This window comes from Dietzia sp., from assembly GCF_036741115.1.
Classification (GTDB): Bacteria; Actinomycetota; Actinomycetes; order Mycobacteriales; family Mycobacteriaceae; genus Dietzia.
The window spans coordinates 17,633-42,997 of sequence record NZ_DAINST010000015.1; the positions used below are offsets into that span (position 1 = coordinate 17,633).

Here is a 25,365-nt window from a genome sequence, read left to right on the forward strand (position 1 = left end):
GTCACTCCTTCTCCAGCAGGGCGAGCTGCCACAGCGCCGTCCCGCCCTCGCGCGTGTGGAACTGTGCGCGCCCAGGCGGGAGCGGGCGCGCGACGACGGGTCCGACGAGCCGGCCCTCTTCCTTGGTGCCGTCGAGGACGAGTCCGGCGGCGCCGAGGTCCCGCATCCGCTGGAGCACCGGGTCGAACGCAGCGCGCGCGGCCCCGGCGACCCGGCGGGTGACGACGAGCGAGAAACCGATCTCTGCGGCGTGCGCGAGGAATGGCACAAGCGGGGCGAGAGGATTTCCGGCGGAGCCCGCAACGAGGTCGAGGTCGTCGACGAGAACGAGCACCGTAGGCCGCGGTGACGCGGATTCGCCGAGCTCGCCGAGCCTTTCCGACAGGACCGAGACGAGATGGGCGACCATGGGAGCGAGTTGTTCGTCGGTGGTCGCGCGCCCGGCGAGCGATGCCGCCGGCACGATGTCGGCGAGCTCGCGGCGGTAGTCCACGAGCAGCATGCGGGCGTCCTCTGCGGGTGCCACAGTCGGAATCAGCGTCGCGAGCACCCGGAGGAATCCGGTCTTCCCGCTTCCGGCGTCGCCGTAGACGAGGACGAGCGGGTGGGTGCGCAGGTCGAGGTATGCCGGGCCGAGTTTGTCCTCCTCGATGCCTACGGGTACGCGTAGCCCTGCGGGGCTCCTCTCCGTGCCCGGCTGCGGGCGAGACAGCACGGCGATCTCGGAGAACGCCACGGCGCCGGGAAGCGTCCGCAGACGGGGAGCCTTCGCGCCGGGGGCTTCCCGGGACCAGGCGTCCGCGATTGCGGAGACGGATGCCGAGACTGCCCCGGCGGCGGCCGTGCCTGCCACCCGAGCGGGTACCACCTCCGGAGCAGGCTCGTGCACGGCCGTCGCCACTAGCTCCGGCGCGAGTACCTGCACCCGGTGTCCGCCTTCGATGATCCCGCTCCCCGGGCTGTCCTTGGGGACGTCCTGGGCGTTCCTCCGGCCGATCATCGAGTCGATGGGGTCGGTGATCCGAAGCTCGATCCGTGTCGCCAACGCGTCGCGGACCGGCGGTCGGATGTCCATCCATCGCGAGGCCGCGATCACCACGGAGATGCCGAGACCCACGCCCTCGGCAGCCAGCGCCGAGATCCGGGCATCGAGGTCCTCGACCGCCGCGCGGGCCGAGTGCCAGCCGTCGACGAGCACGAGGATCCACTGTGGCCCCGACCCCTCTACAATTGTAGGGTTATCGGCGGCGCGGGCGAGACGGAGCCTTTCTTCTCGCTCCCGCTCGAGCTCGATGAGGAGCCTGCGGACGCGGTCCGGCTCTCCGCCGTGCGCGATGCCCACGGTGTGCGGCAACGCCTCGAGCGCGCGGAGCACGCCTCCGCCGAAATCGAGGCCGTAGATGTGCAGGGTCGATGGTCCCGCCCGAAGCGCGCTCGACATAGCGAGGCTCGCGAGCGCCCAGGACTTGCCGCTCCGTGGCGCCCCGATCACGAGCGCATTGGCCTCCCGAGTGCCAGGAGCCGGAGCAAGTACGTCCCGGCGCTGGTGGAACGGCAGATCGACGACGGCCCATGGGATGCCTCCGGTCCGCCCGATGCCGCCCGTCTCCGCACCGCCCGTCTCCGCACCGCCCGTCTCCGCACCGGCCGCTTCCGCCCCCTTCCCGCCGATGAGCTCCACACCGCCGAGACTGCCGAGGGGGATCCGCGGCTCGAGCGTCGGCACCCACACCTCGTGCGCCTCCGGCCCTGCGCCGGCGATCCCGGCCGCGATGAGTTCCCAGTCGCTTGCGCCGGCCGGCCGCTGAGCGCCCCCGGGCCGAGGAACATCGATCGCGCCGAGTGGCACCGGTCCGGCCGGGGTGTAAGCGGCAGAGAACCGGACCACGGCGGGAACCGCGGGGACCATCGCGTACTCGGGTGCCGAGCGCGCCGCGGAGTCCTCCGGAGGGGCGGAGACATAGAAGGAGTCGAAGCGGACGGGCTCAGCCGAGTCGAGTCGTAGATACCCGGCTCCGGGCGTCGAGGGAAGCGTAAATGCATCGGAGTTACCGAGCACGACCCGCGACTCCGTCGCCGAGAAGGTCTTCAAGGCCACGCGGAACGACAAATGACTCTCCAGGCCACGGAGCCTCCCCTCTTCGAGCCGTTGCGAAGCGAGAAGGAGGTGGATGCCCAGGCTCCGTCCGAGCCTGCCGATCTGCACGAAGAGCTCTGCGAATTCCGGTCGAGCGGTGAGTAGCTCGGAGAACTCATCCACCACCACGACAAGTGCGGGTAGCGGCGGCGCCTCGCTCCCCTGCGCGGCGGCGCGAGCTTCTTCGTAGTCGTGCGCCTTGGCGTAGCCCCAGTTCCGCAGAATGTCCTGGCGCCGGACGAGTTCCCCCTCGAGTGCCTCGCGCATCCGGTCGACGAGCACGTGTTCCTCGGCGAGATTGGTGATCGACGCGGCCACGTGATTGACGCCTTCGAGCCCCGCGAATGTCGCACCGCCCTTGAAGTCGACGAGCACGAGATTGAGCTGGTCCGGGCTGTGCGTGGCGACGAGTCCGAGCACGAAACTGCGCAGAAACTCGGACTTGCCCGAGCCGGTGGCGCCGACGCAGAGTCCGTGCGGTCCGTGCCCGGCGAGCGCGGCTTCCTTGAGGTCGAGGTAGACGGGGCGACGATCCCCGTCCAGTCCGACCGGAACTCGAAGTCGATCCGGCCCTGCACGCCGCTTCCAGATCTCGCCCGAGCCGGCAGCGACCTCGACACCGCCGAGTATCGCCGCCATCGCCGGACCCGCGCCGTCGCGGACGAGGTCGGCGAAGGTGGTGGGACCTCGGACGTCATCGGCGGGGGAACCGCGACCGACCATTCCGCGCCTCGCCGAGCCCACAGACCCGCGAGCCCTAGCCACGGCCGCGAACAGGGTCGACGCCTCCGCGGCCGACATCGCGTCTGCGCGAAGTAGCTCCGTCTCCCCGGCCTCGGTCCTGGAAACCAGTGTCGGCCGTCCGTCCGCGACTGCATCATCGCGCTCCACGAGGTCCACCGCGATCCCGTCGCGCTCGGCCCGCGCCCAGGCCGCCCCCTGCCGCTGCGTGCACACCTCAACGAGCGTGACCCGATCCGGCACGAGCAACGGATCGAGCCAGGTCGCCCCACCCGAGGCCGCCCCATCGCGGATGACGACGATCCGCGGCGCCCCCTCGGCGGGCGGGCCGCCGAGCAGCTGCTCCATTCGCTCGAACGAGCTCTCCCGCATCCGCGCGGCTCCCGCCCCGTCGGCGAACACCGGGTGCGCGTGGTGCGGCAGCCACTTGAGCCCATCCCAAGCCGCCTCCGCCTCGGCATCCCCTGCGATGACGGCGATCCCCACCTCCTCCTCCGTGTACGCGAGCGCGAGCTGCGCCAGCGCGGCGCGCACCACGGCTCGAACGGCGGCCGGCTCGCCGTAGATGCTGAGCACGGGGCAGCTGGCGATGTCCACGGCGATCGGTGCGTCATGGACGAGCGAATGCGTGCGAACGAGGCGGCGCAAAGCGGCGACGGAGACGGGCTCGAGATCGTCGACCGGGCCGGAATCCGGGGCGATGAGCGGGTGGGAAAGCGGCACCGTGCCGAGGCCGAAGCGGACCTCGATTCCTTCCCCGGGGCCCCGCTCTCGCTGGTCGGCTGCAGCGCGCAACGGATCGAGTACGGCGGGTGCCGGGTGGCGCGCGAGGAGCGCCTCGCGCTGGTCTGCGGCGTGTTCGAGGAGGTCCTGCCTGGTGAGGTCGAGGTAACGGAGGTAGTCCCTCCGCTTCTCCGCGAGCTCGCGAGAGCGGTTGCCGCCCTGCATGTTCCCCACGAGCATCGCGACGGTGGACATCGCCATCATCGCCGGGAACATGAGGCTCAGTGGATTGCGCGCCGCCCCCGACGACAGCATGACCGCGACGATCCCGCCGGTGGCCAACAGCATGACCAGCGGCATGATACGAACGAGGATCCCCTGCGGGATGGGCCTGGTGAGCTGCGGTGGGGACTGAAGGGTCAGCCCCGCCGGGCCGTGCTCTTTCGTCCGCTCCACCGCGCCTCTACCTCTCTTCGACCCCGGCGAAAAGTAGCGCCCCCATGGGGCTCGCCATGCGTTGTTAGATGTTCCCGGGTCGGAGAACGGCACTCCCCGGCTTCCGGGAAGGATGCTAGGCCCGCTCCGGCCGCGTGTGGGGGCGCTACTTTTCGCCCGGACGCTCGGCTCACGCCAAACGGCAGACGTCCAACGGCAGACCGAGTGGAACACCGAACCGACCCACCACACAGAACAGATCGAAAGCCCCGAACGAGGAGTCGAGCGCATGGCAGTCCTTCCCGATATCGAGGAACCAGTACTGCCGGCGCCAGACGCCCCTGATCCCTCCGCCTTCGGCGTCGCGCCCGGGCACGCGCTGCGGCTGTCGCTCCTCTGTGGCCGCTTCCGCGTCGACCTCTCGCTCCCGGCGCACGAGCCCGTCGCGGCGCTCATCCCCGAGGTCGCCGAGATGTTCGCCGAGCATGCGCGCTCCCGCTCCGCACTGGACACCTCGATCCTCGAGGTGCTGTGCGGGCCCGGGCCGCACGGAGCATGGCAGCTCGCCAGGCTCGGCGGGGCCGTACTCGATTCCACGAGCTCGCTCTCGGAGTCCCGCGTCGCCGAGGGATCGACGTTGGTGCTCGATGCGCCCCCGATCCCCTCGCCGGAGCCGCTGTGGGACGACTCTCTCGCCGGGGTTTCCGCCGCGGCACGCTCTTCCGTATGGAGCGCCGGGGACGCTCGCCGCTTCGCCTCCGCGGCGGTCGGTCTCCTGTCCGCCGGCCTGCTCGCACTCGCCTTTACTGCCCTGTTCTCCGGGGCCCCGATGGCGTCGGCCGGGATCGGCGCGGGCACGGCCGTGGCGGCGCTCGTCTACATGGCGGCCACGCGGGCGAACGGCGCGTCCCCGTGGACGGCTCTCACGGGCGTCGCGTGCGCGAACCTCGCCGTAGGAGTGGCCGCCGCGGCGCTGGTCCCGGGCCTGCCGGGCGCGCCGCATGTCCTCGCGGGTGCGGGCACCGCCGTCATTCTCTGTGTTCTCGGTTCACTGCTCGCGAGCCGCGAGGGCCAGCGCGCGGAGCTCGCCGCGTTCGCCACTGCGGGTTGCCTCGCCTCGCTCTACGCGGCAAGCGGTGCGGCGGCATTATGGGGATCGATCCCGGGCGCCTCACTCGCCGTCGCTGCGGGGACGGCCGGCTGGCTAGTGATGCTCGCGGCGCCCACCCTCGCCCTCGCGCTGTCGCGGTTCCCGCTGCCCGAGTCCACCGCAGAGAGGGATGCGACCGCGGATCCGTTCGGCATGGACGAGGTGCGTACGTACGAGGACCGCATCGCGCTCGTCCTCGTCGCGGGCACTGCGGGCGCGGCGGTGGCGATCGCCGGCGGTGCGTTCGTGCTCGCGATTTCTCCCGCCGGCCCGGGCCCATGGGGCGGGGCGTGGATACTCGCCGCAGCCGCGTGGCTGCTCCTCCGAGTCCGGACGGTGCCCTCCCGCCTGTGCGGGTTGTGCTGCCTGACGGCGGGCATCGTCACCGCCTTGGCCCTTCCCTTCGCCGCCTTTCTCCGCCCCGAATCGCCGGAGTGGACCGTCGCGGCCGCCGGCTTCGTCGTTGTACTCGTGGCCGTCGTCGCCGCCTGCGGGTGGTGGGTCCCCGCGACGGGCTTCTCGCCCTCGGTCCGCCGCGTCGTCGACGTGCTCGACGTGCTCATCACGTGTGCGATCCCGCCGCTCGCGCTGTGCGCCGCCGGAGTGGTCGAGGCGGTCCGCAGCTGATGCGACGTTCGATCCTCCCGGACCGCAGCGGCTTCTTCGCAATGTGCGCGTGCGTCGCTGTCGCGGCCCTTGCCGCTGCTCCGGTACCGGCGGACGCACAGAGCCAGGGGCGGTCGCCGGCGCCGGCCCGCGGCCTCGAGCAGCGCGAGGCGTGCTCGGTGACGTGGGCTTCCGGCTCCGCGGGCCCGCCTGGCGCTCACCTCGACCGGCTCGGCATCCGGGATGCGTGGAGGTTCGCAGACGGCGCGGGACAAACGATTGCCGTAATCGACACGGGCGTGAGCCCATCGTCGCGGCTGCCGCAGCTCTCCGGCGGCGGTGATCTCGTCGCCGGTGGGGACGGGCTCTCGGACTGCGACGCCCACGGCACGCTCATCGCCGGGCTCATCGCGGCGGTGCCAGGCGCGGACGGCTTCGCGGGCGTCGCGCCCGGCGCCTCGCTCGTATCGATCCGCCAGTCGAGCGCGAAATTTTCTCGGCCCCGGGACGCCACGAACCCGACCACGGTTGAGACGCCGCTCGGCTCAGGGAGCGAGGCGGGCGCCGGCACGCTGCGCACCTTGGCCACCGCGATCGACCTGGCCGTGGATTCCGGAGCGCGGATCATCAACATCTCGGAAATCGCGTGCGTCCCTGCAGGCACCCCGCTCGACGACGGCCCGCTGCACGCGTCAATCGAGACGGCGGTGCTCGAGCGGGATGTGGCGATCGTCGCCGCCGCGGGCAATATCGAGGGGGCGTGCGCCACGGGAAACCCTGCGTTCCCCGGGCGCGGCGGCCCGTCGAGCCGAGACTCCCTGGATGCCGTGCAGACCCTCGCCGTTCCCGCCTGGTACGACGAGCTCGTGCTCACTGTCGGCGCGGTGGGGCGCGAGGGAGAAGCCGCCGAGTTCAGCCTGCCGGGGCCCTGGGTCGACGTCGCCGCGCCTGGAGAGGGGCTCACCTCACTCGGTATCCGCGATCCGGGTGCCGATGCGGTCGGCGGCGAGCTCGCCGATGCCGTGGTCCAGCCGAGCGGTGCAGCCGCCCCGTTGGAGGGCACGAGCTTCGCCGCTCCTCTTGTCGCCGGCCTCGTGGCCTTGATCCGCGAGCGCTTCCCGGCGCTTACCGCCCCGCAGGTCTACGAGCGGATCACGGACACCGCCGTCGGCCGCGGAGACGACCTGCGTATCGGCGCCGGCATCGTCGATCCGCTCGCCGCGCTCACCGCTCCGCCCGGTAGGCTCCGCGCTGCGGATCCTGCCCCTGTCGCGGCCTCGATCCCCACTGGCGCAGCGGCGCAGCCCGCCGGAACCTCGACGGCGGCCGCGATCGGGGCGGCCGCCGCAATCGCCGTACTCGGCGCCGGTCTCTTCGCGCTGCTTTCGCGGGCAAGGCTCGGGAGTCAGACATCGAAAAACGGCGCCGCCTGACACCGCCGATCGCCCTCTCGAGCTCGATCTCCGCCAATCCAACCCTCCGTCGCCCCGCCCAGACCGGGATCGCTTAGCCTGGGGATTCGAGAGCTTTGGGATCGGCCAGCGCCGGCTCCACGCTGTCGAATGCAACTCGGGCGGCCTCGGAGCGAAGCGCGGGGCCCGAGGGAAGCCGATCCGCCAGGCGCGAGGGAATGGTGCCGCTCGCTTCGGGAAGCCCGAGCGCCGCAAATGACTCCGCATCCGGGACGTCGTGCACGACCCCTCCATCGGTGATCACCACAGCCGATTCCTCCCCCGCAACCCCGGAACTCCCTGCCCGCCAAGCCACGATGCCGCCGGGCGGAAGCGAGACGGCGTCGACGCGTAGCCCGGGCCCGTCCGCCGAGGATGGATACGTGAGCGGCGTGGCCGCAACCTCGGCAATCGACCCGGCCGACACCACGCCTCCGCTGCGCGCGATACCGTCCTCGCCGCCGCTCCACCACGTGCACGTCAACGGCTTCGCCGCCGGCGCCTGCCGCGGCCTGGCCACCGGCAGATGATCGAGCGCAAGTACATCGACCACCGGGGCCCCGACCTGCGAAGGCGCGAGCGTCCGCAGGACCGGAGAGGCCGCGCTCGGCCCCGTGGCCCACAGGAGGTCCGCGGCGACGGCGCCCAGCCTCTGCACTCCCTCGGAGAGCACCACGTAGTACTCGCTCCCGGACGCTGCGGGCATGTCGAACACTTCGCCGATCCGCATCCCCGAGGGCCCGAGCGGAGCAGGCTCCCCCGCCCTCGGCACCGAAATACGCTCGAGAGGAGGATTCTCCGGAAGCAGTTCGAGCGCCGCTGCGGACATCACCCGCCGCGGGAAACCCGAGAGCCCGAGCACGTCGAGCAGCGAGGAATCTCCGAGATCGACCCGCGACCTGCGCCCGTCCGCGACGAGCCAGCCCTGTCCCGAGTCGCTCACGAGCGCCGCGGCATCGCGCGGCCACGATTCCGGTGCCCCGCCCTCGAGGGCCACCACCGAGGTCGCCAGCCCGCCGGTTTCGGCGATCTCGGTGTCGCACACCATCCACGTACTCTGGCCGCCGTGGCTGGGAAGCAGCGCCGGTGCACCGAGCATCCCGAGGTTCGGACCGCGCCGCGTCCCCTCCACCGCTCTCCCCGGCACCCGCTCCGGCTCGACAGGCTGCCCGAGAATAAGGCGCGCCGAGGCGAGGTTCGGGACCGGATGCCACGTGCCCTCGACGGAGACGAGCAACGCACCAGACTCTTTGACCTGCACAGCGGCCACGCCCGTGAGATCCGGCGCAGGCCGGACAAACGCGAGAACTCCCGCCCCCGCGAGGAGCACCGCGCCGAACGCGACTCCTCCCCACGCAGCCCGCGCGTGCGTGCGCAGCCGATCCGCTCTCTCCGAGATGTCCGCGCCCACCGCCGCGTTCCGCGCGCGCTGCACTACGAAACGGTGCCCGTCGACCTGCTCAGAAGACGTCGGCCGTAGCGGCATGCCCACCTCCATGTAGCGCACCCAACAACGCGATTCCGGGCGGTAACTTACCGGCCATGTCCTCCTTCGTGGGGGCGCTACATCGCGCCCCGATTGCCACCCTCGCCGCGCTTCTCGCGCTCTCAGGCGTAGCGGCCTTGGCTCTGTCTCTGACGGCGCACGCCCCCATTTCTGCGACCGCGCCGCTCGCCACCTGGGGGTCGTTCGCTGCTGCCGCGCTCCTCTATCGCCGTCGTCTCGCGCATGCCCAACCGACCCCGGATCAGATCGTCGCCGGCGGAGCCCCTCTTGCCCCGGAGGACCCACGCTCACCTCTGCGACGCATCGCCTTCGAGCTCCGATCCTCCCGCTACCGGATCACCCGCGTCGCTGCGGATGGCATCGAGGTCGAGGGAGGCGGAGACATCGCACCATTCGATGTCCGTTGCGTCGCGGAGCTTCCCGAGCTCGGCACGGCGGGCGCAACGGCCGGCGTCGCCGACCGTGCGGCGCTATGGGGCTTTGCTCGGCGCAGCGCACTGGATTCTGGGGCGCAAGCGGCGCAAGCGGCCGCGGCCTACGAGGAAATCATCGGCGCCCTCGATTACACCGGCAGGTGGGTCCACGTCCTCGAAGTCACCGTCGACGTCCGCGCGCTCGGCGCGGGAAGCGGCACGGTGGACGAGGCCGTCAAGCTGTTCGGGCTCAGGATCGCCGGCTCGCTCCGGCACCGTGGCCTCGCCGCCAGAGAACTACGCTCCGGAGAGACCGAGAAGGTCCGCGCAGAGTGGGGCGATACCGCGTCCGATCGCCGCCACGCGCGGCTGCTAACGGACCCGCGGGAGCCGGCAATCGCCCCTCCGTCTCAGGGCGCCGGGCCGATCCTCGGCGCCGACTCCGCCGGACGCGCCGTGTGCCTCGACCTCTGCGGCCCACACATTTCGCGCGTCGTTATCGCAGCCTCGATCGACGCAACGCACCGGCTCGTGCTCCGCGTTGCCGCACTCGGCTGGCGGGTCACCGTCGTCACTGACACCCCGGATCGCTGGCGGGGGCCGGAGCACGTCGCAGGCGTCGAGGTGCTCTATTCCGGCGATTCCGGGACTACGGCCTTCGGGCCGGGATTCGGCCCAGGTTTCGGACCGGGAATCAGCCCGGCAATCGGCACAGGATTCGGCCCTGCCCTCGGCCTGTCCAGCTCGTGGCATGTCCCAGGGCGCCGGTCGCCCGACTGCGATCTCCTGCTCTGGGACACCGCCGAGCCCCCACCGGGCCTGCTCCACTCCGAAAAACACTGCCCCACCTTGGGCATCGTGCTCGCCGGGGAGCCAGAAGACGTCGAGCGCCGCTTCGCCGCGGAGCTCGCCGAGCATCCGGACCTCATTGTCGACGGGCGCGTCGAGGGGTGGCTATCGCTGGCGGTCCGCACGTCGGGGGCGCTGCCCAGCGACGCCGTCACCGTCCAAATGGTCGACCACCCAGCGGAGACCGACATTCTCGCCAAGGGCAGGGAAGCACCCACAGCGCAACGCACTCTACTTCTGTAGCAATGCAGTAAAGCGCCCGCAGCTACGCCCGCAGGTGCGCGACGTCCTGCCACGTGGGATCGAGCTCCGTACTCACCGAGACCTCGCCCTGGCCCCAGCCGTGCGCGGCGTCGACGAGCGCGGCGGCGGCCGGCGAGAGCGAATCGGTGTAGAAGTGCAGCCGCCGCATCCCGGGAACGGTCTCCGAGGCCACGCACTCGCCGTTCGCGGAGACGAGCTCGGCGAGGGAATCCTCGAAATCCTGGAGCTGCGGAAGCGAATCGGGGCCCGGGTAGCCGCCGGCAGAATCATCGGAATAGGGCACGTCGAGCTGCACGTGCCTGTCGCATTCGGGCCGGACGAGCGGCACGAGCGGCACCCGCGCCATCGCCACCATCTGCTTACCGTCGAGGCGCCCCTGCAGCACCCGCCACGAGGGCTCGAGCTCGGCGGACATGTTCTCGATGGACAGCTCGACGAGCGCCACGGCGACCTCGTGGAGCTGCACCGCGTCCTCGGACACCACCTCGGTGACAGTGACCTGCGCGATCCAGTGCTCCACCGCGGCCTCTCCGCACGCGGCTTCAAGGAGGGCACGCGCGAGGCGCGGACGGTCCGCGGGCTCGAACCCGGCCATGAGCGGATGCGAGACTGCCGCGCGGAACGCGGTACCGAAACCGAAGAGGCTCACCCACGTGTCCTCGAGCTCGACATCGACCCCCTCGAAAGAGATCGTGCGCTCGTCCCTGGGGCCGAGGAGATCGGCGAAACGCCAGTTCGGGTCGTTTTCCGGGGCGGCGAGGAGCCATCGGCGGGCGACGCAGCGGGCTTCGGGATGCCCCTGTGCCGTAACGGTGAGGCGATGCAGCCCGGCGAGGGTGGGATCGACTCGCCAGGACAGCCGCGGATCAATGCCGGCGATCAGGGAATTCAGCGCGCTGTCGACGTCCCGGCGCTTTCCGCGGCCGAGGAATTTCGCGATCCGCTGCCCGCCGCCCGAGCACCACCATGCCCAGAAATCGGCGATCTTCTTCGGCGTCCCGGAGGCACCGCCGTCGAGATCCACGGGAGCATCCGCACGCGACGTGGCAGCCCATGCACCCGGAGCGTCGCGCTTCGGTTGATCCATGGATTCCCACCCCCTGCGGCATCGTCCTGGGAGTCGCGCTACGTGCCTCTCTCGCACGCGCCGGCTGGCCCGGACATCGTCGTGGACTCGCCTCGCGGGACCCCTCAAACGAAGCGGATCAACCGGTCGGCCTTACGCCGTCCACTGTAGGGATTTGGCCACAGGCACGCCGCGAGGACGAAAGCGGGCACCCACCCTTGGCCCACATACGCGCAGGTCAGATCCGCACTTGGAGTAAACCTAAGAATCATCCCCCGCCGCGCTGCCGGGCGCGTCGACGACCCGATCCGGCGGCGGAATGGGGCCGCGCACCTCGCGGGTCGTGGCGTTGCGGGCGGCGAGTTCGGAATCTGCGGGGTAGTCCACGCCGACAAGTGACAGCCCCTTCGCCGGCGCCACGGGCACTGCGGAGGACCGCCGGCGCTCCGCCAGCAAACCGAGGAGCCACGCGTGCGTTCGCCGCCCCTCACCCACGCTCATCACGCCGCCGATCAGCGAGCGCACCATCGACCAACAGAACGCGTCGGCGACCACGATCGCAGTCCACACGCCGTCCGCCTCGACCCGCCACGAGAATTCCTCGAGTGAGCGGACCGTGGTCGCACCCTCGCGGTACTTGCAGAACGCCGCGAAATCATTGAGCCCCACGAGTCCCGCCGAGGCATCGCGCACCGTCTCGAGTTCCGCGCGCCGCGACCACGCTGCGGTGTCGCGCGCCCGCACGGGGTCCGCTCCCCATTCCGCGGTGCTCAACCGATACTCGTAATGACGGCGCAGCGCCGAGAATCTCGCGTCGAACTCGGGCGGCGCCCAGCGCGCATCGGTGACCCGCACGTCTTCGGGGAGAAGCCGCGCCAGCCGGCGCACGAGGTTCCGGGGTTCGCCGTCTATTCCGCGCTGGTCGAGCCACGCCGGGTCCACGTCGAGGTGCGCCACCTGTCCCTTGGCGTGCACGCCCGCGTCCGTCCTCCCGGCCACCGTCAACAGGACAGGGTGGCGCAGCACGAGGGCGAGCTGCTGCTCGAGGATCCCGCATACTGTGCGCTGCTGCGGCTGCCGGGCCCACCCGGAGAAATCAGTGCCGTCGTACGCGATATCGAGACGTATCCGCCGCAGGGCGCCCGGTTCGGGCGGCGAGCTCGGGGCTGGGGTGGTGGCAGTCATGGCACGGGTGAACTTACACCACCGCCGTCATGCCCGACGTCCTGCCTGAGCTGGGCCGAACGGGTCCGTGACCATGCCGACGCGGGCCGGCCCGAACCAGGCCGGGCCGCCCCACGGGCCGGACGGGCTATCCGAAGAACTCGGCGGCGCAGCGCTCGGTGTAGCCGGTGGTGCCGTCGGTGAACCACGTCATCCCACGCGCCTCGAGTCCGTCCTCGGCGGTCGCACAGTGATCGATGGTCTTGTCGAGGACCTTCGGTGCGCACCCGACCGAGCCCGGTACGCAGTCGACCGCACCGATCACGGGCTCGTCGGGGCGTGCCGGGGTGATCCGCTCGGGCGCGGGCGTACCTTCCCACACGTATGGAAGCGGGAGCGTCGGCAGGTCCGCAGCGACGAATCCCGGAGGAACGGGAACGAGGACCGTGTCTTCGGAGGCGGGATCGGACATGCCTGGGAGGGCGGGCAGCGCCGGAATCTCCGGGAGATCGGCGACGCGGATGCCCGTCGAGCCGAGCTTCGGGTCACTCGACCCCATCCCGGCGGTGCCGTCTGCGGAACCCGTACCGGCGTCCCCGAGCGAGCCGGTGTCTGCGGCTTGCTCCGGCACTTGTGCCGGTACTTGTGCCTGTTCCTGGGCCTGGGCGATCACGGGCAAGGAGACGACACCGACGGCGAGGAAACCTGCGGCGAGTGTTGTGACGATCTTGGCGGAGCGCATAGCGGACCATGTCCTTTCCGGTGAGCGCCGGCCCTCCGGTATGACTTCCGTGCGGTCCGGCGCAATGCTGGAACTGCTCGATCGATCACAGCCGATTCTAAGAGTGCGAGGTACAGGAACAGACGCGTTCCGATATCACTTGCGCAACAACTGTTACCGCCTACGCCTAGCCGAGCAGCCGCTCGCGCAGGTGCTCGAGGACCGTGTCGAGAGCATTACGCGTCGGCTCCCCCGGATCGTCCACGAGGTGCTCGGTGAGCACGGAATGCGGAGGAATCAGCGCGTTCGGATTCGCCGCCCAATCGTCGAGCTCCACGGCCACGAACGCGTCGCCGAGCTTCCGCCGCAGGAACGCGAACCGCTCGTCGGGCACGAAACGGTCGCTGGAAAAGCGCAGGCCCAGCACTTCGAGACCGGCGGCGCAGCGCCACTGCACCACCTCGAGGTCGTCGTCCGAGATGTCGATACTCGCCCGTCGCTTCGGGGTCACCGCGACCGGCAGCGAAGGCTGCGACAACACCGGTGCGAGCACGCGATCGTCCACCGCCATCGACAGCGCGAACCCGCCCGTCACACACATCCCCACGACCCCGATCCCCGGGCCGCCGCACTGCGCGTGCTCGTACGCGCCGAGCTCACGCAGCCACGACACCACCGGCGAACTGCGCCCGGTGGCGAGGAGTGTGAACTCCCGGCTCACGCACAATTGCACCGCGGTGCGCGCCTCGTACCACGCCGTACCGAGCGCGCCGTGGGCCGGCGGATTGGGATCCCGCCCGGCCAGACCGAACAGATCCGGCATGACGACGGACAGGCCCACGTCCCGGAGCCGCCGCGCGAATCCGGCAACAGCGGGAGTGATCCCGGGGACCTCCGAGAGCACGAGAACCGCCGGCCCATCGCCCGAGCGGAACACCTGGTGCGTCCTGCCGGAGAACTCGAGCTTTTCCGCCGTGAAATCGCGGAGGTCGTCGTCAGCCATGGACAGAGACGCTACCGGGTGCGGCGCCCGGCCGGACGGGCATTACGCGGTCTAGCCGAGCACGAGCTCCGGGGAGTACATGTCGAACCAGTGGTAGAGGTCGAGAGCCCTGTCCATCTGGTTGCGCGCCTCGCCGCTGATCTCGCCGGGCGCGGCCTTGGCGAGGCGGGCCACGGCGTCGCGGTCGACGATCTCGAGCATCGGGCCGTCCCCGGAGAGGACCTCGGAGAGTTGGGCCTGAAAGGCCTGTGCGTAGGCAACGTCCTGGGTCGAGGGGTATGGGCTCTTCGTCCGGTCGAGGAGCATCCGCACGCAGCGGGCGAGGTGGTGATTGCAGATCACTCGCATCCGGTGGTCCGATTCGGTCTCGCCGGCGATGGTGGGGACGGCTGCGACGGCGGTCGCGTACTCGTCGGCGATGTAGGTGTCGATGTCGAGCGAGCTCGCGAACTCTGGGCGGAGGATCCCTGCTCGGTCCTGCATTTCCGTCCCGGCGAACGCCGTCCACGGGAAAGTGTCGGAGCTGCGGGCGCCCTCGTCGAAAAACCACCGGTAGCCGCCGAAGACCTCGTCTGCGGACTCGCCGGAGAGCGCAACGGTCGACTTCTCGCGGATCGAACGGAACAGGAGGTACAGCGAGGTGTCCATGTCGCCGAGCCCCGCGGGGATGTCGCGCGCGGCAATCACGGCGCGGCGCACAGCGGGGTCGGTGAGCTGCGCGGAGTCGAGGACCACGTCGGTGTGGGCGGAGCCCACGAACTGCGAGACCTCGCGGATAAACGGCGAATCCGGGGTGTCGCGCATGCCGTCGGGCCGGAAGGCATCCACCTGGCCCACCAAGTCCACGAAGTAGCTGTTGAGCGCCTCCCCTTCCCTTCCGAGGTCCTTCGCGGCGAGCCCGGTGAACGCGCTCGAATCGAGCCCGCCGGAGAGAAGCTCGCAGCGCGGCACGTCGGCGATGAGATGGCGGTCGCCGATGTCCTCCATGAGCTCGCCGACCCGCGACACCGTGGTGTCGAGGTCGTCGGCGTGCCTGTGGGAGGGCAGCGACCAGTACGTCCGCGTGCGGACGCCCTCGCGCCCGACGGTGACGACATTGCCCGGCTCGACCTCGCGGATGTGCTTCCACAGAGCCCGGCCCGGAGCCTTGGCCATGGCTAAGAGCTCGCGCAGCCCGGCGATGTCGACCTCGCGCGGGACGAGCGGGTTGGCGAGGATCGCCTTGGGCTCGGAGCCGAAGATCACGCCGTCGCGGGTCTCGGCGAAGTAGAACGGCTTGATCCCGGGCCGGTCGCGGACCATGACCAGCTCCTCGGAGCGGCCGTCCTACACGGCGAAGGCGTACATGCCGTTGAGCCGCTCGGCCACCGCGGCGCCCCACTGGAGGTAGCCGTGGAGAACGACCTCTGTGCCGCTGTCCGTGTCGAACGAGTGGCCGAGCCCCGCGAGCTCCGCGCGCAGCTCGCGGAAGTTGTAGGACTCGCCGCTGTAGACGATGGCGACGTCGCCGGACGGCGTCGGGACCGACATCGGCTGACGCCCGCCCGACAGGTCGATGAGCGCGAGCCGCCGGTGGCCGAACCCGACGTGGGCGTCGACGTACGTTCCCGAATCATCGGGGCCGCGGTAGCGCATCGTCGCGGTCATCTCCTCGACCAGCGCGCGCTTCTCCCTGATGTCGTGCTCGAACCCGACCCATCCGACGATTCCGAACATGGGCAAACCTCCTCCGCGGGCGGCGGAGCGCCTCGCCCGAGCCGCCCGCAATCAATACATATTTAGGTGCTCTATCTAGATTCCCGTACGGTCTACCACTCCGTTTTGGCCTGACGGGGGACGTCCTTTTGGCAAGGGAAGATAGGCCGCGCACTTAGCAAAAGCCCTGCAAGCTGCATGCTTCGTAGCCACATCCGAGAATGTGGACGCTCCAACAATTCGTTGCCCGTAGACACACCCGATCAGCGCGGCGAACAATCGTCGGCGACGAAGGGGAGTAGCTCCCAATGCACCTCGGTTCGGTGCGCCCGCGCGGAAGCGTGGTCGTGCAGAACCCCGAAGCCGTCGCGTCGACACACTGGAGGACCTCCGACGTCCTCCCGGCGCCCGGACCTCCGCCGTCAGGCCCCATGGCCGGCGGAGGCGAGCGAGACCTTCTGCCAGGCCCGAAGTGCGGGCACGACAGGAAGGCCGACCGTGATCGACACCAACACATCGCGTCCCTCTCCCCCGACGGCGAAGGCCGGCACAGCCTCGGCGACCGAGTCCGCCGCGAGTACCAAGAGCGGCACGCAGTCCGCAGCCTCGCCGCTGCCCGCGCCCGCGCCCGCGCAGCCTATGCGCCTCGTCCGCGGCCTCGCGATCTGCCTCGCCGTCGCTATCCCCGCGCTGGTGCTCCGCATCTCCGGCGCCGAGGTGCCCGCCCCGGTGGCGCTCCTCGCCTATGGCGCAGCCGTGGTCGCCGCATCATTCGCGCTCGCGTGGGCCGCCGATGCGGCGCGCAAGGACATCTCCGGCCCCCTCGCGGTGTCGCTCCTCGCGCTCGTCGCCGTGCTCCCCGAGTACGCCGTCGACCTCTACTACGCGTTCCGCTCCGGCTCCGACGCCGCCTACCTGCCATTCGCCGCCGCGAATATGAACGGTTCCAACCGACTCCTCCTCGGCCTCGGCTGGCCGCTCGTCGTGCTCCTCTCGCTGTGGGCCGCGCGCCGATTCCTCCTGACAGCGAAGGCCGGGGACACCTCCGCCACCGCCCCCACCGGCCAGGGGCCGGCCGACGGTGCCGAACGACCCGAGAAGCTCCGCGCACCCAAGGCGCTCCACCTGCCCGCCTCCGTGCGCAAGGACGTCGCCGTCCTCGCCGTGCTCACCATCATCGCGCTGCTCATCCCCATAACCGGCGCGATCCCGCTGTGGTTCGGCATCGTGCTCATCGCCGCGTTTATTGCGTACCTGTGGTCGAGCTCCCGCTCGGAAGCCGACGAGGAGGAGGACTTCGTCTCCCTTGCAGCCGAGATCGCCCTGCTGCCCCGCCGCGCTCGGCGCTGGCTCGTCGGCGTTCTCTTCGTCGTCGCCGCCGGCGTGATCCTCGCCTCCGCCGAACCCTTCGCCGAATCTCTCGTCGCCACGGGCACGAGCACCGGAATCGACCCGTACTTCCTCGTACAGTGGCTCGCGCCCCTGGCGTCGGAATCCCCAGAGTTCATCGTCGCCGCGCTGTTCGCGCTGAGCGGCCGCGGTGCGCTCGCCATCGGCACGCTCATCGCCTCGAAGATCAACCAGTGGAGCCTGCTCGTCGGATCGCTCCCCGTGGCGCACCTCCTCGGCGGCGGAGACACGGAACTCCCCCTCGACGGGCGGCAGATCGAGGAGTTCTCGCTCACCGCCTCGCAGGCGCTGCTCGGCGTGGCGATTCTCATCTCACTGCGTTTCCACCGATATGCAGCAATCGCGCTCGCGGCCCTGTTCGCCCTGCAGTTCGTCGTCACGGGCACGGAGGGTCGCTGGGTGCTCACCGTGATCCACGCGGCGATCGCAGTCGGCCTGCTCGTGTGGCATCGCGCCGATATCCGGCCGACCTTCGCCGCGCTCGGCGAGATGGGCCGGGACATGCTCCCAAGTAGGTCTCCTGCCAAGCCCCGGGGCGAGCTCCGGGCTCCTGCCTCCGTGGAAGAATGAGGCGCATGCTCTCCAGCGTTTCCAGCATCTCCAGCGTCACCGAGGACTATCTCACTGCCGTCTACAAGGACGAGGAATGGAACGACGCGGCGAGCACGGGGGACCTCGCGGCCGTCCTCGGGGTCACGGCGTCCACCGTCTCCTCGACGCTCAAGCGGCTCGCGCACGAGGGCTACCTGGATTACCAGCCGTACGGTCGCATCACGCTCACCGCGGCGGGCCGCAAGATCGCACTCGGGGTGCTGCGCCGGCGCCGGATCATCGAAACCTATTTGTTCGAGAAGCTGGGTCTGAGCCAGGACGTTGTGCACGGCGAGGCCGACGTGCTCGAGCACGCGGTCTCGCCGCTCGTCCTCGACGCGATGTACGCCGCGGTCGGCCGCCCCACCCACGACCCGCACGGGGACCCCATCCCGTCCGAGAACGGGGAGATCCCGGGCGAGCAGGGCGCGGCCGTGCCCGAGCTCGCCGCGGGGACCGCCGGTACCGTGGCCCGCGTCCGCGACGGCAATCCCGCGGTCGTGCGCTACCTCTCGAGCCTCGGCGTCCACGTCGGCGCGCAGGTGGAGATCGTCGCGCACCTCCCGGAGGTGGGAACGGTGTCCATCCGGGTTGACGGCACAGGCCGCGATATCCCCGTCGCCGTGGCCTCGGCTATCCGGATCAGTCCGGACGAGCAGGCCGACGCAGGCGGCTGAGCGTCCGCGGGCCCGGCCACCGACGGGTTTCCCGGGCCTCCGCCGTCACAGACGCTCCTTTGACCCTTCCCCTGCGCGAACCGCTCTGGCGGGCCCACCTTCTCCCCTCGTGCTACCGAGAAATAGACTGCGGGCGCCTCGCCCTCCTCATGGGAGGGGCGAGGCGCCCGCAGTCGGTGTGCCTCGTGGGGTGAGCTCAGCGCTCGGTCCCGCGTGGCGGTACTACTTGGCGTCGTCCTCGGTGGCCTCGGCATCGGCCTCGACAACCGTGGCGTCCGTCGCGTCGACCTGCTCCGCGGCGGTCTCGGCGGCCTTCTCCTCGGTCGACTTCTCCTCGGCGGCCTTCTTCGACGCCGCGGCGCGGGTGGCGCGCGAGGCCTCGGTGGAGGCGGTCTCCTCGGTGACGAGCGCGATGATCGCCATCGGCGCGTTGTCGCCCTTGCGGTTCTCGATCTTGACGATGCGGGTGTACCCGCCGTCGCGGTTCGCGGCGCGCGGACCGATCTCGGCGAACAGCTTGTGTAGCACGTCCTTGTCGCGAACGATCTTCGCGGCGTTGCGGCGGTCCGCGAGGGTGCCGCGCTTCGCCTTCGTGATCAGCTTCTCCGCGACCGGGCGAAGGAGCTTCGCCTTGGTCTCGGTGGTGCGGATCTTGTCGTGCTCGAACAGCTGGGTCGCGAGGTTCGAGATAATCAGCTTCTGGTGCGAAGCCGACCCGCCGAGGCGTGCGCCCTTCTTCGGCTTGGGCATGTCGTTTTCTCCTTAGTGGAACCCCGGACCGTCTTGTGGCCGAGTTACGGCCTACGACCCGGGGTGAGCGGGGTGCTTGTGCAGTGAGTTAGAGCTGCTCGGTCTCTGCGTAGTCTTCTCCGCCCTCGTCCGTCCAGGTGCCGGTCTCCGGGTCGTAGCCCTGCACCGAGGCGGGGTCGAATCCGGGAGGAGCGTCCTTGAGGGACAGGCCGAGCTCGGAGAGCTTGATCTTGACCTCGTCGATCGACTTCTGACCGAAGTTGCGGATGTCGAGCAGGTCCGACTCGCTGCGAGCAACGAGCTCGCCGACGGTGTGGACGCCCTCGCGCTTGAGGCAGTTGAAGGACCGGACCGAGAGGTCCAGCTCGTCGATGGCCATGCTGTAGGAGGCGATGTGGTCGGCCTCGGCCGGGCTGGGCCCGATCTCGATGCCCTCGGCCTCCTCGTTGAGCTCCTGAGCGAGGCCGAAGAGCTCGACGAGCGTCTTGCCGGCCGACGCCAAAGCGTCGCGCGCCGCCATGGAGTTCTTGGTCTCCACGTCGAGCACGAGACGGTCGAAGTCGGTGCGCTGGTTGACGCGCGTCGCCTCGACCTTGTAGCTGACCTTGAGCACGGGCGAGTAGATGGAGTCGACCGGGATCCGGCCAATCTCCTGGTCCCCGCCCGCGTTCATCCCCGCCGGGACGTAGCCGCGGCCACGCTCCACGACGAGCTCGATCTCCAGGTGGCCCTTGTCATTGAGGGTCGCGATGTGGAGATCCGGGTTGTGGACCTCGACACCGGTCGGCGGGACGATATCGGCGGCCGTGATGGCGCCGGGGCCCTGCTTCTTGACGTACATCGTGACGGGCTCGTCCTCGGTCGAGGAGACCACGAGGCCCTTGAGGTTGAGGATGATGTCGGTGACATCCTCCTTGACGCCCGGGACCGTGGTGAACTCGTGGAGAACGCCCTCGATACGGATGCTCGTGACCGCCGCGCCCGGGATGGACGACAGCAGCGTACGGCGCAGCGAGTTGCCGATGGTGTACCCGAAGCCCGGCTCGAGCGGCTCGATGGTGAACTTCGAGCGATTCTCGGCGATGACCTCTTCGGAGAGGGTCGGTCGCTGGGAGATGAGCATGTGCTACCTCTTTCGGTATACGGCGTCCGCTATTTGACGCCGGTGGACTGCCGACGAGCGGCGGTGACGGCACCGGATAAGGTGCCGCTGACCGCCGTCGACAAGGGGGTACTACTTCGAGTAGAGCTCGACGATGAGCTGCTCGGAGAGCGGCACATCGATCTGAGCGCGCTCGGGCAGCTGGTGCACGAGGACTCGGAGGTTGGTCGGGACGACCTGGAGCCAGGCCGGGACCGGACGCTCGCCGAGAGCATCCTTGGCGACCTCGAACGGCAGCATGTCGAGCGACTTCTCGCGCACGTCGATGATGTCGTACTGCGAGACGCGGTAGCTCGGGATGGTCACCTTCTGGTTGTTGACCAGGAAGTGGCCGTGCGCGACGAGCTGGCGGGCCTGGCGGCGGGTGCGCGCGAGGCCGGCGCGGTAGACGACGTTGTCGAGACGCGACTCGAGGATCTGGAGCAGGACCTCACCGGTCTTACCCTGGCGGCGGTTCGCCTCCTGGTAGTAACGGCGGAACTGCTTCTCCATGACGCCGTAGGTGAAGCGAGCCTTCTGCTTCTCCTGGAGCTGGAGCAGGTACTCGGACTCCTTGACCCGGGCGCGGCCGTGGTGGCCGGGCGGGTAGGGACGACGCTCGAACGCCTGATCCTCACCGATGAGGTCGACGCGCAGACGACGCGACTTACGAGTAGCGGGGCCGGTATAACGTGCCATGTGTTCTTACCTCTCCTTCCCGCTTAGACGCGACGCCGCTTGGGCGGACGGGTTCCGTTGTGGGGCTGCGGGGTGACGTCAGAGATGGACCCGACCTCGAGGCCGGCGGCCTGGAGCGAACGGATCGCGGTCTCGCGGCCCGAACCCGGACCCTTGACGAAGACGTCGACCTTCTTCATCCCGTGCTCCTGCGCCTTGCGCGCGGCATTCTCGGCGGCGAGCTGCGCGGCGAACGGGGTGGACTTACGCGATCCCTTGAAGCCGACGTTGCCCGAGGAAGCCCAGGCGATGACGGCACCGTGCGGATCGGTGATCGAGACGATGGTGTTGTTGAACGTGCTCTTGATGTGGGCCTGGCCCTGAGCGATGTTCTTCTTTTCCCTGCGGCGACCCGTCTTCTTCGGGCCCGCAGCGCGTGACTTAGGAGGCATTACTTCTTCTTTCCGGCGACGGTCTTCTTCGGTCCCTTACGACCACGGGCGTTGGTCTTGGTGCGCTGACCACGGACGGGGAGTCCGCGGCGGTGGCGCAGGCCCTGGTAGCTGCCGATCTCGATCTTGCGGCGGATATCGCCCTGGATCTCGCGGCGGAGGTCACCCTCGACCTTGTAGTTGCCCTCGATGTAGTCGCGAAGCGTCGTGATGTGCTCGTCAGTGAGATCCTTGGTACGCAGGTCCGGACTGATGCCGGTTTCCGCGAGGATCGCCTTGGCGCGAGTACGACCGATGCCGAAAATGTAGGTGAGCGCGATCTCCATCCGCTTTTCGCGGGGGAGGTCTACGCCGGCAAGGCGTGCCATGTGGTGCGGTCCTTTACATGTTCTGCGGTAGGTTTGTTCCCCGCCCGTCCCGACGAGCAATGGACATCTCTCGATGTGCACGGCCCTCGGGCCCCGGCCTCCGCGTCCGGGGGTGGCCCGCAGGTCTCCTGGGAGCCCTGCGGTTGGTGCTGGGAATATCTCTTCTCGCGGTGCTTACTTGTACCGGTAGACGATGCGACCACGCGAGAGGTCGTAGGGGCTGAGCTCCACGACGACGCGGTCCTCCGGCAGGATGCGGATGTAGTGCTGCCGCATCTTGCCGCTGATGTGTGCGAGAACCTTGTGCCCGTTCTCGAGCTCGATCCGGAACATTGCGTTCGGCAGCGGCTCGATGACACGGCCCTCGACCTCGATGGCTCCGTCCTTCTTGGCCATATCCTCCGCTTTTCCCCGGCAGCCCGAGGCCACCGTGGTTGTAGGTTGATAGGTTGTGCAGCTCGCGCGAACCCGCAAAAGAATAAAAGAGCAGGTAAAGCACCGTTTTCGAGCTGCAACCGGTCCGACATGCCCGAGGACGGGCATACCGACGTTCTATGTTAACCCAGGCAGGCGGGGCGGGCCAATTCGCCCGTGGAGGTCAGCGCTCCGGGCGGGGGGTGAGGATGCGAGGTCCGGAGGCCGTCGCCACGACAGTGTGCTCCCAGTGGGAGGCTCGAGAGCCGTCCGCGGTGCGGACAGTCCAATCGTCGGAATCCACCGTGCTCGCGGCCGTGCCGGCGGCGAGCATCGGCTCAATCGCGAGGCAGGAGCCCTCCGCGATCTGCGGGCCGCGACCGGGGCGACCCTCATTGGGCAGGTACGGATCCTCGTGCATCGAGCGGCCGATGCCGTGTCCGCCGTATCCGTCGACGATGAAAAGCTCGATGCCGAAATCGTCCGCGGCCTTCTGGGTCGCGGCCTCGAGGGCCGCCGAGACGTCCGTGAGCCGGTTGCCGGGCAGCATCGCCTCGAGCCCCTCGGAGAGGACCTGCGCCGTCGCGTCGTTGAGCGCCGCGTCTGCAGCGGACAGCTCCCCCACGCCGAACGTCCACGCGGAATCGCCGTGCCAGCCGTCGAGGATGGCGCCGCAGTCGATCGAGACCAGGTCGCCCTCTCCCAGGATGACGGCGGAGGACGGGATCCCGTGGACGATCACGTCGTTGACGGACGCGCAGATGGATCCCGGGAAACCCTCGAATCCCTTGAAGGACGGGATGGCGCCGGCCGCCCGGATGGTCTCTTCGGCGAGGGCGTCGAGCTCCGCGGTGCTCACGCCCGCGCGGGCGGCCGCGCGCACCGCGACGAGCGCGTCGCCGACGATGCGGCCGGCGGCCTCCATCGCGTCGAGCTCACCTGCGGTGCGCGCCGGGATCGGCTTGCGGCTCCGTCCGAACATGCGGGTTCCCTGCCGGCCTTCGCTAGCGGCCGAGCGCCGCGACGGCGCGCTTGGAGATCTCGTCGACCTCGCCGGCGGCGTCGATCTTGACGACCTTGCCGTCGTAGTAGTCGAGCAGCGGGGCGGTCTCCGAGCGGTAGACCTCCATGCGGTTGCGGATGACGTCCTCGGTGTCGTCCTCGCGGCCGCGGGCGAGCATGCGCTCGACGACCGTGTCGTCGTCGATGTCGAACTCGAGGACGGCGTCGAGCTCGAGGCCCTTCTCCGCGAGGACCTCCTTGAGCGCGTCGGCCTGGTCCACGCTCCGCGGGTAGCCGTCGAGGAGGAAGCCCTCGGCCGCGTCGCCCTCAGAGATGCGCTCGGACACCATGCGGTTGGTGACTTCCGACGGAACGAGGTTGCCGGCGTCCATGTAGCTCTTGGCGAGCTTGCCGAGCTCGGTGTTCTCCGAGATGTTGGCGCGGAAGAGATCGCCGGTGGAGATGTGCGGGATGCCGAGCTTCTCCGAGAGGAGGGCGGCCTGCGTGCCCTTGCCGGCGCCGGGGGGACCCACGAGAACGATGCGCATGGTGGTGGACCTTTCGTTGTTCGATGCCGGGTCGCGGCCGGGCCGCGGCTGCCGGAGGCTTGGGTGGATCGGCTGGCCGGCGGCCAGCTCGGTGCGCTGCCTAGCGCAGGATGCCGTCGTAGTTGCGCTGCATGAGCTGCGCCTCGATCTGCTTCACGGTATCGAGGCCGACGGAGACCATGATGAGCACCGCGGTGCCACCGAACGGCATGTTCTGCATCCCGGAACCGCCGTTGCCCATGTCGAGGAACAGGTTCGGGAGAACCGCGATGATGCCGAGGTAGAGCGAACCGAAGAGGAGGATGCGGTTGAGCACGAAGCCCAGGTATTCCGCCGTCGGGCGGCCGGGCCTGATGCCGGGGATGAAGCCGCCGTATTTCTTCATGTTGTCGGCCTGCTCCATCGGATCGAACTGGATCGCGACGTAGAAGTAGGCGAAGAAGATGATCAGCGCGAAGTACAGGATGATGTACGCGGCGCTCGACGTGTCGTTGAGGCGCGACATGACCTGCGTCTGCCAGAAGCCGTCGCCGGGGTTGTTCGGATCCTGCACGAGCTGCGTGATGAGCACGGGGATGTACATGAGCGACGAGGCGAAGATGACCGGGATGACGCCGGCCTGGTTGACCTTGAGCGGCAGGTAGGTCGTGGTGCCGCCGTACTGGCGGCGGCCGACCATGCGCTTGGCGTACTGCACCGGGATGCGCCGCTGCCCCTGCTCGACGAATACGACGGCGATGACGATGATGATCACCGCGACGATGACGGCGGCGAACTTGACCGACGAGGCGTTCTGGTAGATCTGCACGCCCTCGGCCGGGATACGGGCGGCGATGCCCGCGAAGATGAGGAGCGACATGCCGTTGCCGACACCACGGTCGGTGATGAGCTCGCCGAACCACATGACGAGGGCTGCGCCAGCGGTCATGACGATGACGATCGTGATCATCGTGAAGACGTTGTTGTCGACGAGCACCGACTGGCCGTTGCCGAGGAGCTGACCGCGATCGGCGAGCGCGACGATGCCCGAGGACTGCAGCACCGCCAGGCCGATGGTGAGGTAGCGGGTGTGCTGGGTCATCTTCGCCTGACCCGACTGCCCCTCCTTCTTGAGCTGCTCGTAGTACGGGATGACGACCGTGAGCAGCTGCACGATGATCGACGCGGTGATGTACGGCATGATGCCGATCGCGAAGACCGAGAGCTGCAGCAGAGCGCCACCCGAGAACAGGTTGACGAGGTAGTAGAGCTGCGATTGGCCGCTGTCCATCGCCGAGTCGAGCGCCGTGCGCAGCGTGGGGTAGTCCACGCCGGGCGATGGGATCTGCGCGCCGATCCGGTAAAGGATCACCAGACCGAGGGTGAAGAGGATCTTTTTCCTCAGGTCCCGGTCTTTGAACGCGGACGCC

At 69.5% G+C, this 25,365-nt stretch carries 20 protein-coding genes and 1 pseudogene; 5 read left to right on the forward strand and 16 right to left on the reverse strand.

The window, feature by feature from the left end:
• Window position 1: 1 nt before the first annotated feature.
• Window positions 2-4,057, reverse strand: a complete 4,056-nt coding sequence (gene eccCa / locus V7E05_RS04020) for a type VII secretion protein EccCa (RefSeq protein ID WP_333618388.1) — start codon at window positions 4,055-4,057, stop codon at window positions 2-4.
• A gap of 268 nt (window positions 4,058-4,325) precedes the next feature.
• Between eccCa and eccD the strand changes: the two genes are divergently transcribed.
• Together eccD and mycP are read left to right on the forward strand one after the other, a co-directional pair.
• Window positions 4,326-5,813 carry a type VII secretion integral membrane protein EccD gene (gene eccD, locus V7E05_RS04025; RefSeq protein WP_333618389.1) on the forward strand — a complete coding sequence of 496 codons (1,488 nt, stop codon included), beginning with the start codon at window positions 4,326-4,328 and terminating at the stop codon, window positions 5,811-5,813.
• On the forward strand, window positions 5,813-7,225 hold the full coding sequence (gene mycP, locus V7E05_RS04030; RefSeq protein ID WP_333618390.1) for a type VII secretion-associated serine protease mycosin: 1,413 nt from the start codon (window positions 5,813-5,815) through the stop codon (window positions 7,223-7,225). Before eccD ends, mycP begins: the two co-directional genes overlap by 1 nt.
• A gap of 73 nt (window positions 7,226-7,298) precedes the next feature.
• Here the strand turns inward: mycP and eccB are convergent, their stop codons facing one another.
• Window positions 7,299-8,729 (reverse strand): type VII secretion protein EccB, encoded by a 1,431-nt coding sequence (eccB, locus tag V7E05_RS04035; RefSeq protein ID WP_333618391.1) that lies wholly within the window; start codon window positions 8,727-8,729, stop codon window positions 7,299-7,301.
• Window positions 8,730-8,785: 56 nt separating this feature from the next.
• On the opposite strand from eccB, the gene V7E05_RS04040 reads away from it, so the two are divergent.
• Complete coding sequence (locus V7E05_RS04040; protein ID WP_333618392.1) at window positions 8,786-10,255, forward strand: hypothetical protein; 1,470 nt, start codon at window positions 8,786-8,788, stop codon at window positions 10,253-10,255.
• 22 nt (window positions 10,256-10,277) lie between these two features.
• Here V7E05_RS04040 and V7E05_RS04045 read toward each other — a convergent pair whose 3' ends face one another.
• The 5 genes and pseudogenes from V7E05_RS04045 to asnB all read right to left on the reverse strand — a co-directional run bounded on the left by V7E05_RS04045 (window position 10,278) and on the right by asnB (window position 15,946).
• Window positions 10,278-11,363 carry a DUF695 domain-containing protein gene (locus tag V7E05_RS04045; protein ID WP_333618393.1) on the reverse strand — a complete coding sequence of 362 codons (1,086 nt, stop codon included), beginning with the start codon at window positions 11,361-11,363 and terminating at the stop codon, window positions 10,278-10,280.
• Window positions 11,364-11,603: 240 nt separating this feature from the next.
• Window positions 11,604-12,527 carry a tRNA pseudouridine(38-40) synthase TruA gene (truA, locus tag V7E05_RS04050; protein ID WP_333618394.1) on the reverse strand — a complete coding sequence of 308 codons (924 nt, stop codon included), beginning with the start codon at window positions 12,525-12,527 and terminating at the stop codon, window positions 11,604-11,606.
• Window positions 12,528-12,654: 127 nt separating this feature from the next.
• The gene (locus V7E05_RS04055) at window positions 12,655-13,248 is read right to left on the reverse strand and encodes a hypothetical protein (protein ID WP_333618395.1); all 594 of its coding nucleotides are present in this window, start codon (window positions 13,246-13,248) and stop codon (window positions 12,655-12,657) included.
• A gap of 166 nt (window positions 13,249-13,414) precedes the next feature.
• A complete protein-coding gene (locus tag V7E05_RS04060; RefSeq protein ID WP_333618396.1) occupies window positions 13,415-14,230 on the reverse strand; it encodes a dienelactone hydrolase family protein in 816 nt (271 codons plus the stop codon).
• Window positions 14,231-14,281: 51 nt separating this feature from the next.
• A pseudogene (gene asnB / locus V7E05_RS04065) lies at window positions 14,282-15,946 on the reverse strand (asparagine synthase (glutamine-hydrolyzing)).
• Window positions 15,947-16,564: 618 nt separating this feature from the next.
• Here asnB and V7E05_RS04070 point away from each other — a divergent pair.
• Both V7E05_RS04070 and V7E05_RS04075 read left to right on the forward strand, forming a co-directional pair.
• Complete coding sequence (locus V7E05_RS04070; protein WP_442891589.1) at window positions 16,565-17,905, forward strand: sodium:proton exchanger; 1,341 nt, start codon at window positions 16,565-16,567, stop codon at window positions 17,903-17,905.
• Window positions 17,906-17,910: 5 nt separating this feature from the next.
• Window positions 17,911-18,603: a metal-dependent transcriptional regulator gene (locus V7E05_RS04075; protein ID WP_333618398.1), complete on the forward strand. Its 693-nt coding sequence runs from the start codon at window positions 17,911-17,913 to the stop codon at window positions 18,601-18,603.
• Between the two features lie 222 nt (window positions 18,604-18,825).
• Here the strand turns inward: V7E05_RS04075 and rplQ are convergent, their stop codons facing one another.
• The 9 genes from rplQ to secY form a co-directional block, all read right to left on the reverse strand.
• Window positions 18,826-19,353, reverse strand: a complete 528-nt coding sequence (rplQ, locus tag V7E05_RS04080) for a 50S ribosomal protein L17 (protein ID WP_333618399.1) — start codon at window positions 19,351-19,353, stop codon at window positions 18,826-18,828.
• Between the two features lie 88 nt (window positions 19,354-19,441).
• A complete protein-coding gene (locus V7E05_RS04085) occupies window positions 19,442-20,476 on the reverse strand; it encodes a DNA-directed RNA polymerase subunit alpha (RefSeq protein ID WP_333618400.1) in 1,035 nt (344 codons plus the stop codon).
• A gap of 111 nt (window positions 20,477-20,587) precedes the next feature.
• Window positions 20,588-21,193: a 30S ribosomal protein S4 gene (gene rpsD / locus V7E05_RS04090; RefSeq protein ID WP_333618401.1), complete on the reverse strand. Its 606-nt coding sequence runs from the start codon at window positions 21,191-21,193 to the stop codon at window positions 20,588-20,590.
• Window positions 21,194-21,216: 23 nt separating this feature from the next.
• Window positions 21,217-21,624, reverse strand: coding sequence for a 30S ribosomal protein S11 (gene rpsK, locus V7E05_RS04095; protein ID WP_333618402.1), 408 nt, complete (start codon window positions 21,622-21,624; stop codon window positions 21,217-21,219).
• Window positions 21,624-21,992 (reverse strand): 30S ribosomal protein S13, encoded by a 369-nt coding sequence (gene rpsM, locus V7E05_RS04100; protein WP_333618403.1) that lies wholly within the window; start codon window positions 21,990-21,992, stop codon window positions 21,624-21,626. The genes rpsK and rpsM overlap by 1 nt, the downstream gene beginning before the upstream one ends.
• Window positions 21,993-22,166: 174 nt before the next feature.
• Window positions 22,167-22,388 (reverse strand): translation initiation factor IF-1, encoded by a 222-nt coding sequence (gene infA / locus V7E05_RS04105; protein ID WP_003886926.1) that lies wholly within the window; start codon window positions 22,386-22,388, stop codon window positions 22,167-22,169.
• Window positions 22,389-22,590: 202 nt separating this feature from the next.
• On the reverse strand, window positions 22,591-23,388 hold the full coding sequence (gene map / locus V7E05_RS04110) for a type I methionyl aminopeptidase (RefSeq protein WP_333618404.1): 798 nt from the start codon (window positions 23,386-23,388) through the stop codon (window positions 22,591-22,593).
• A gap of 22 nt (window positions 23,389-23,410) precedes the next feature.
• Entirely contained in the window at window positions 23,411-23,956 is a 546-nt protein-coding gene (locus V7E05_RS04115) for an adenylate kinase (protein ID WP_333618405.1), read from the reverse strand.
• Between the two features lie 100 nt (window positions 23,957-24,056).
• The coding region (gene secY, locus V7E05_RS04120) for a preprotein translocase subunit SecY (RefSeq protein WP_333618406.1) at window positions 24,057-25,365 on the reverse strand (1,309 nt) is incomplete at its 5' end.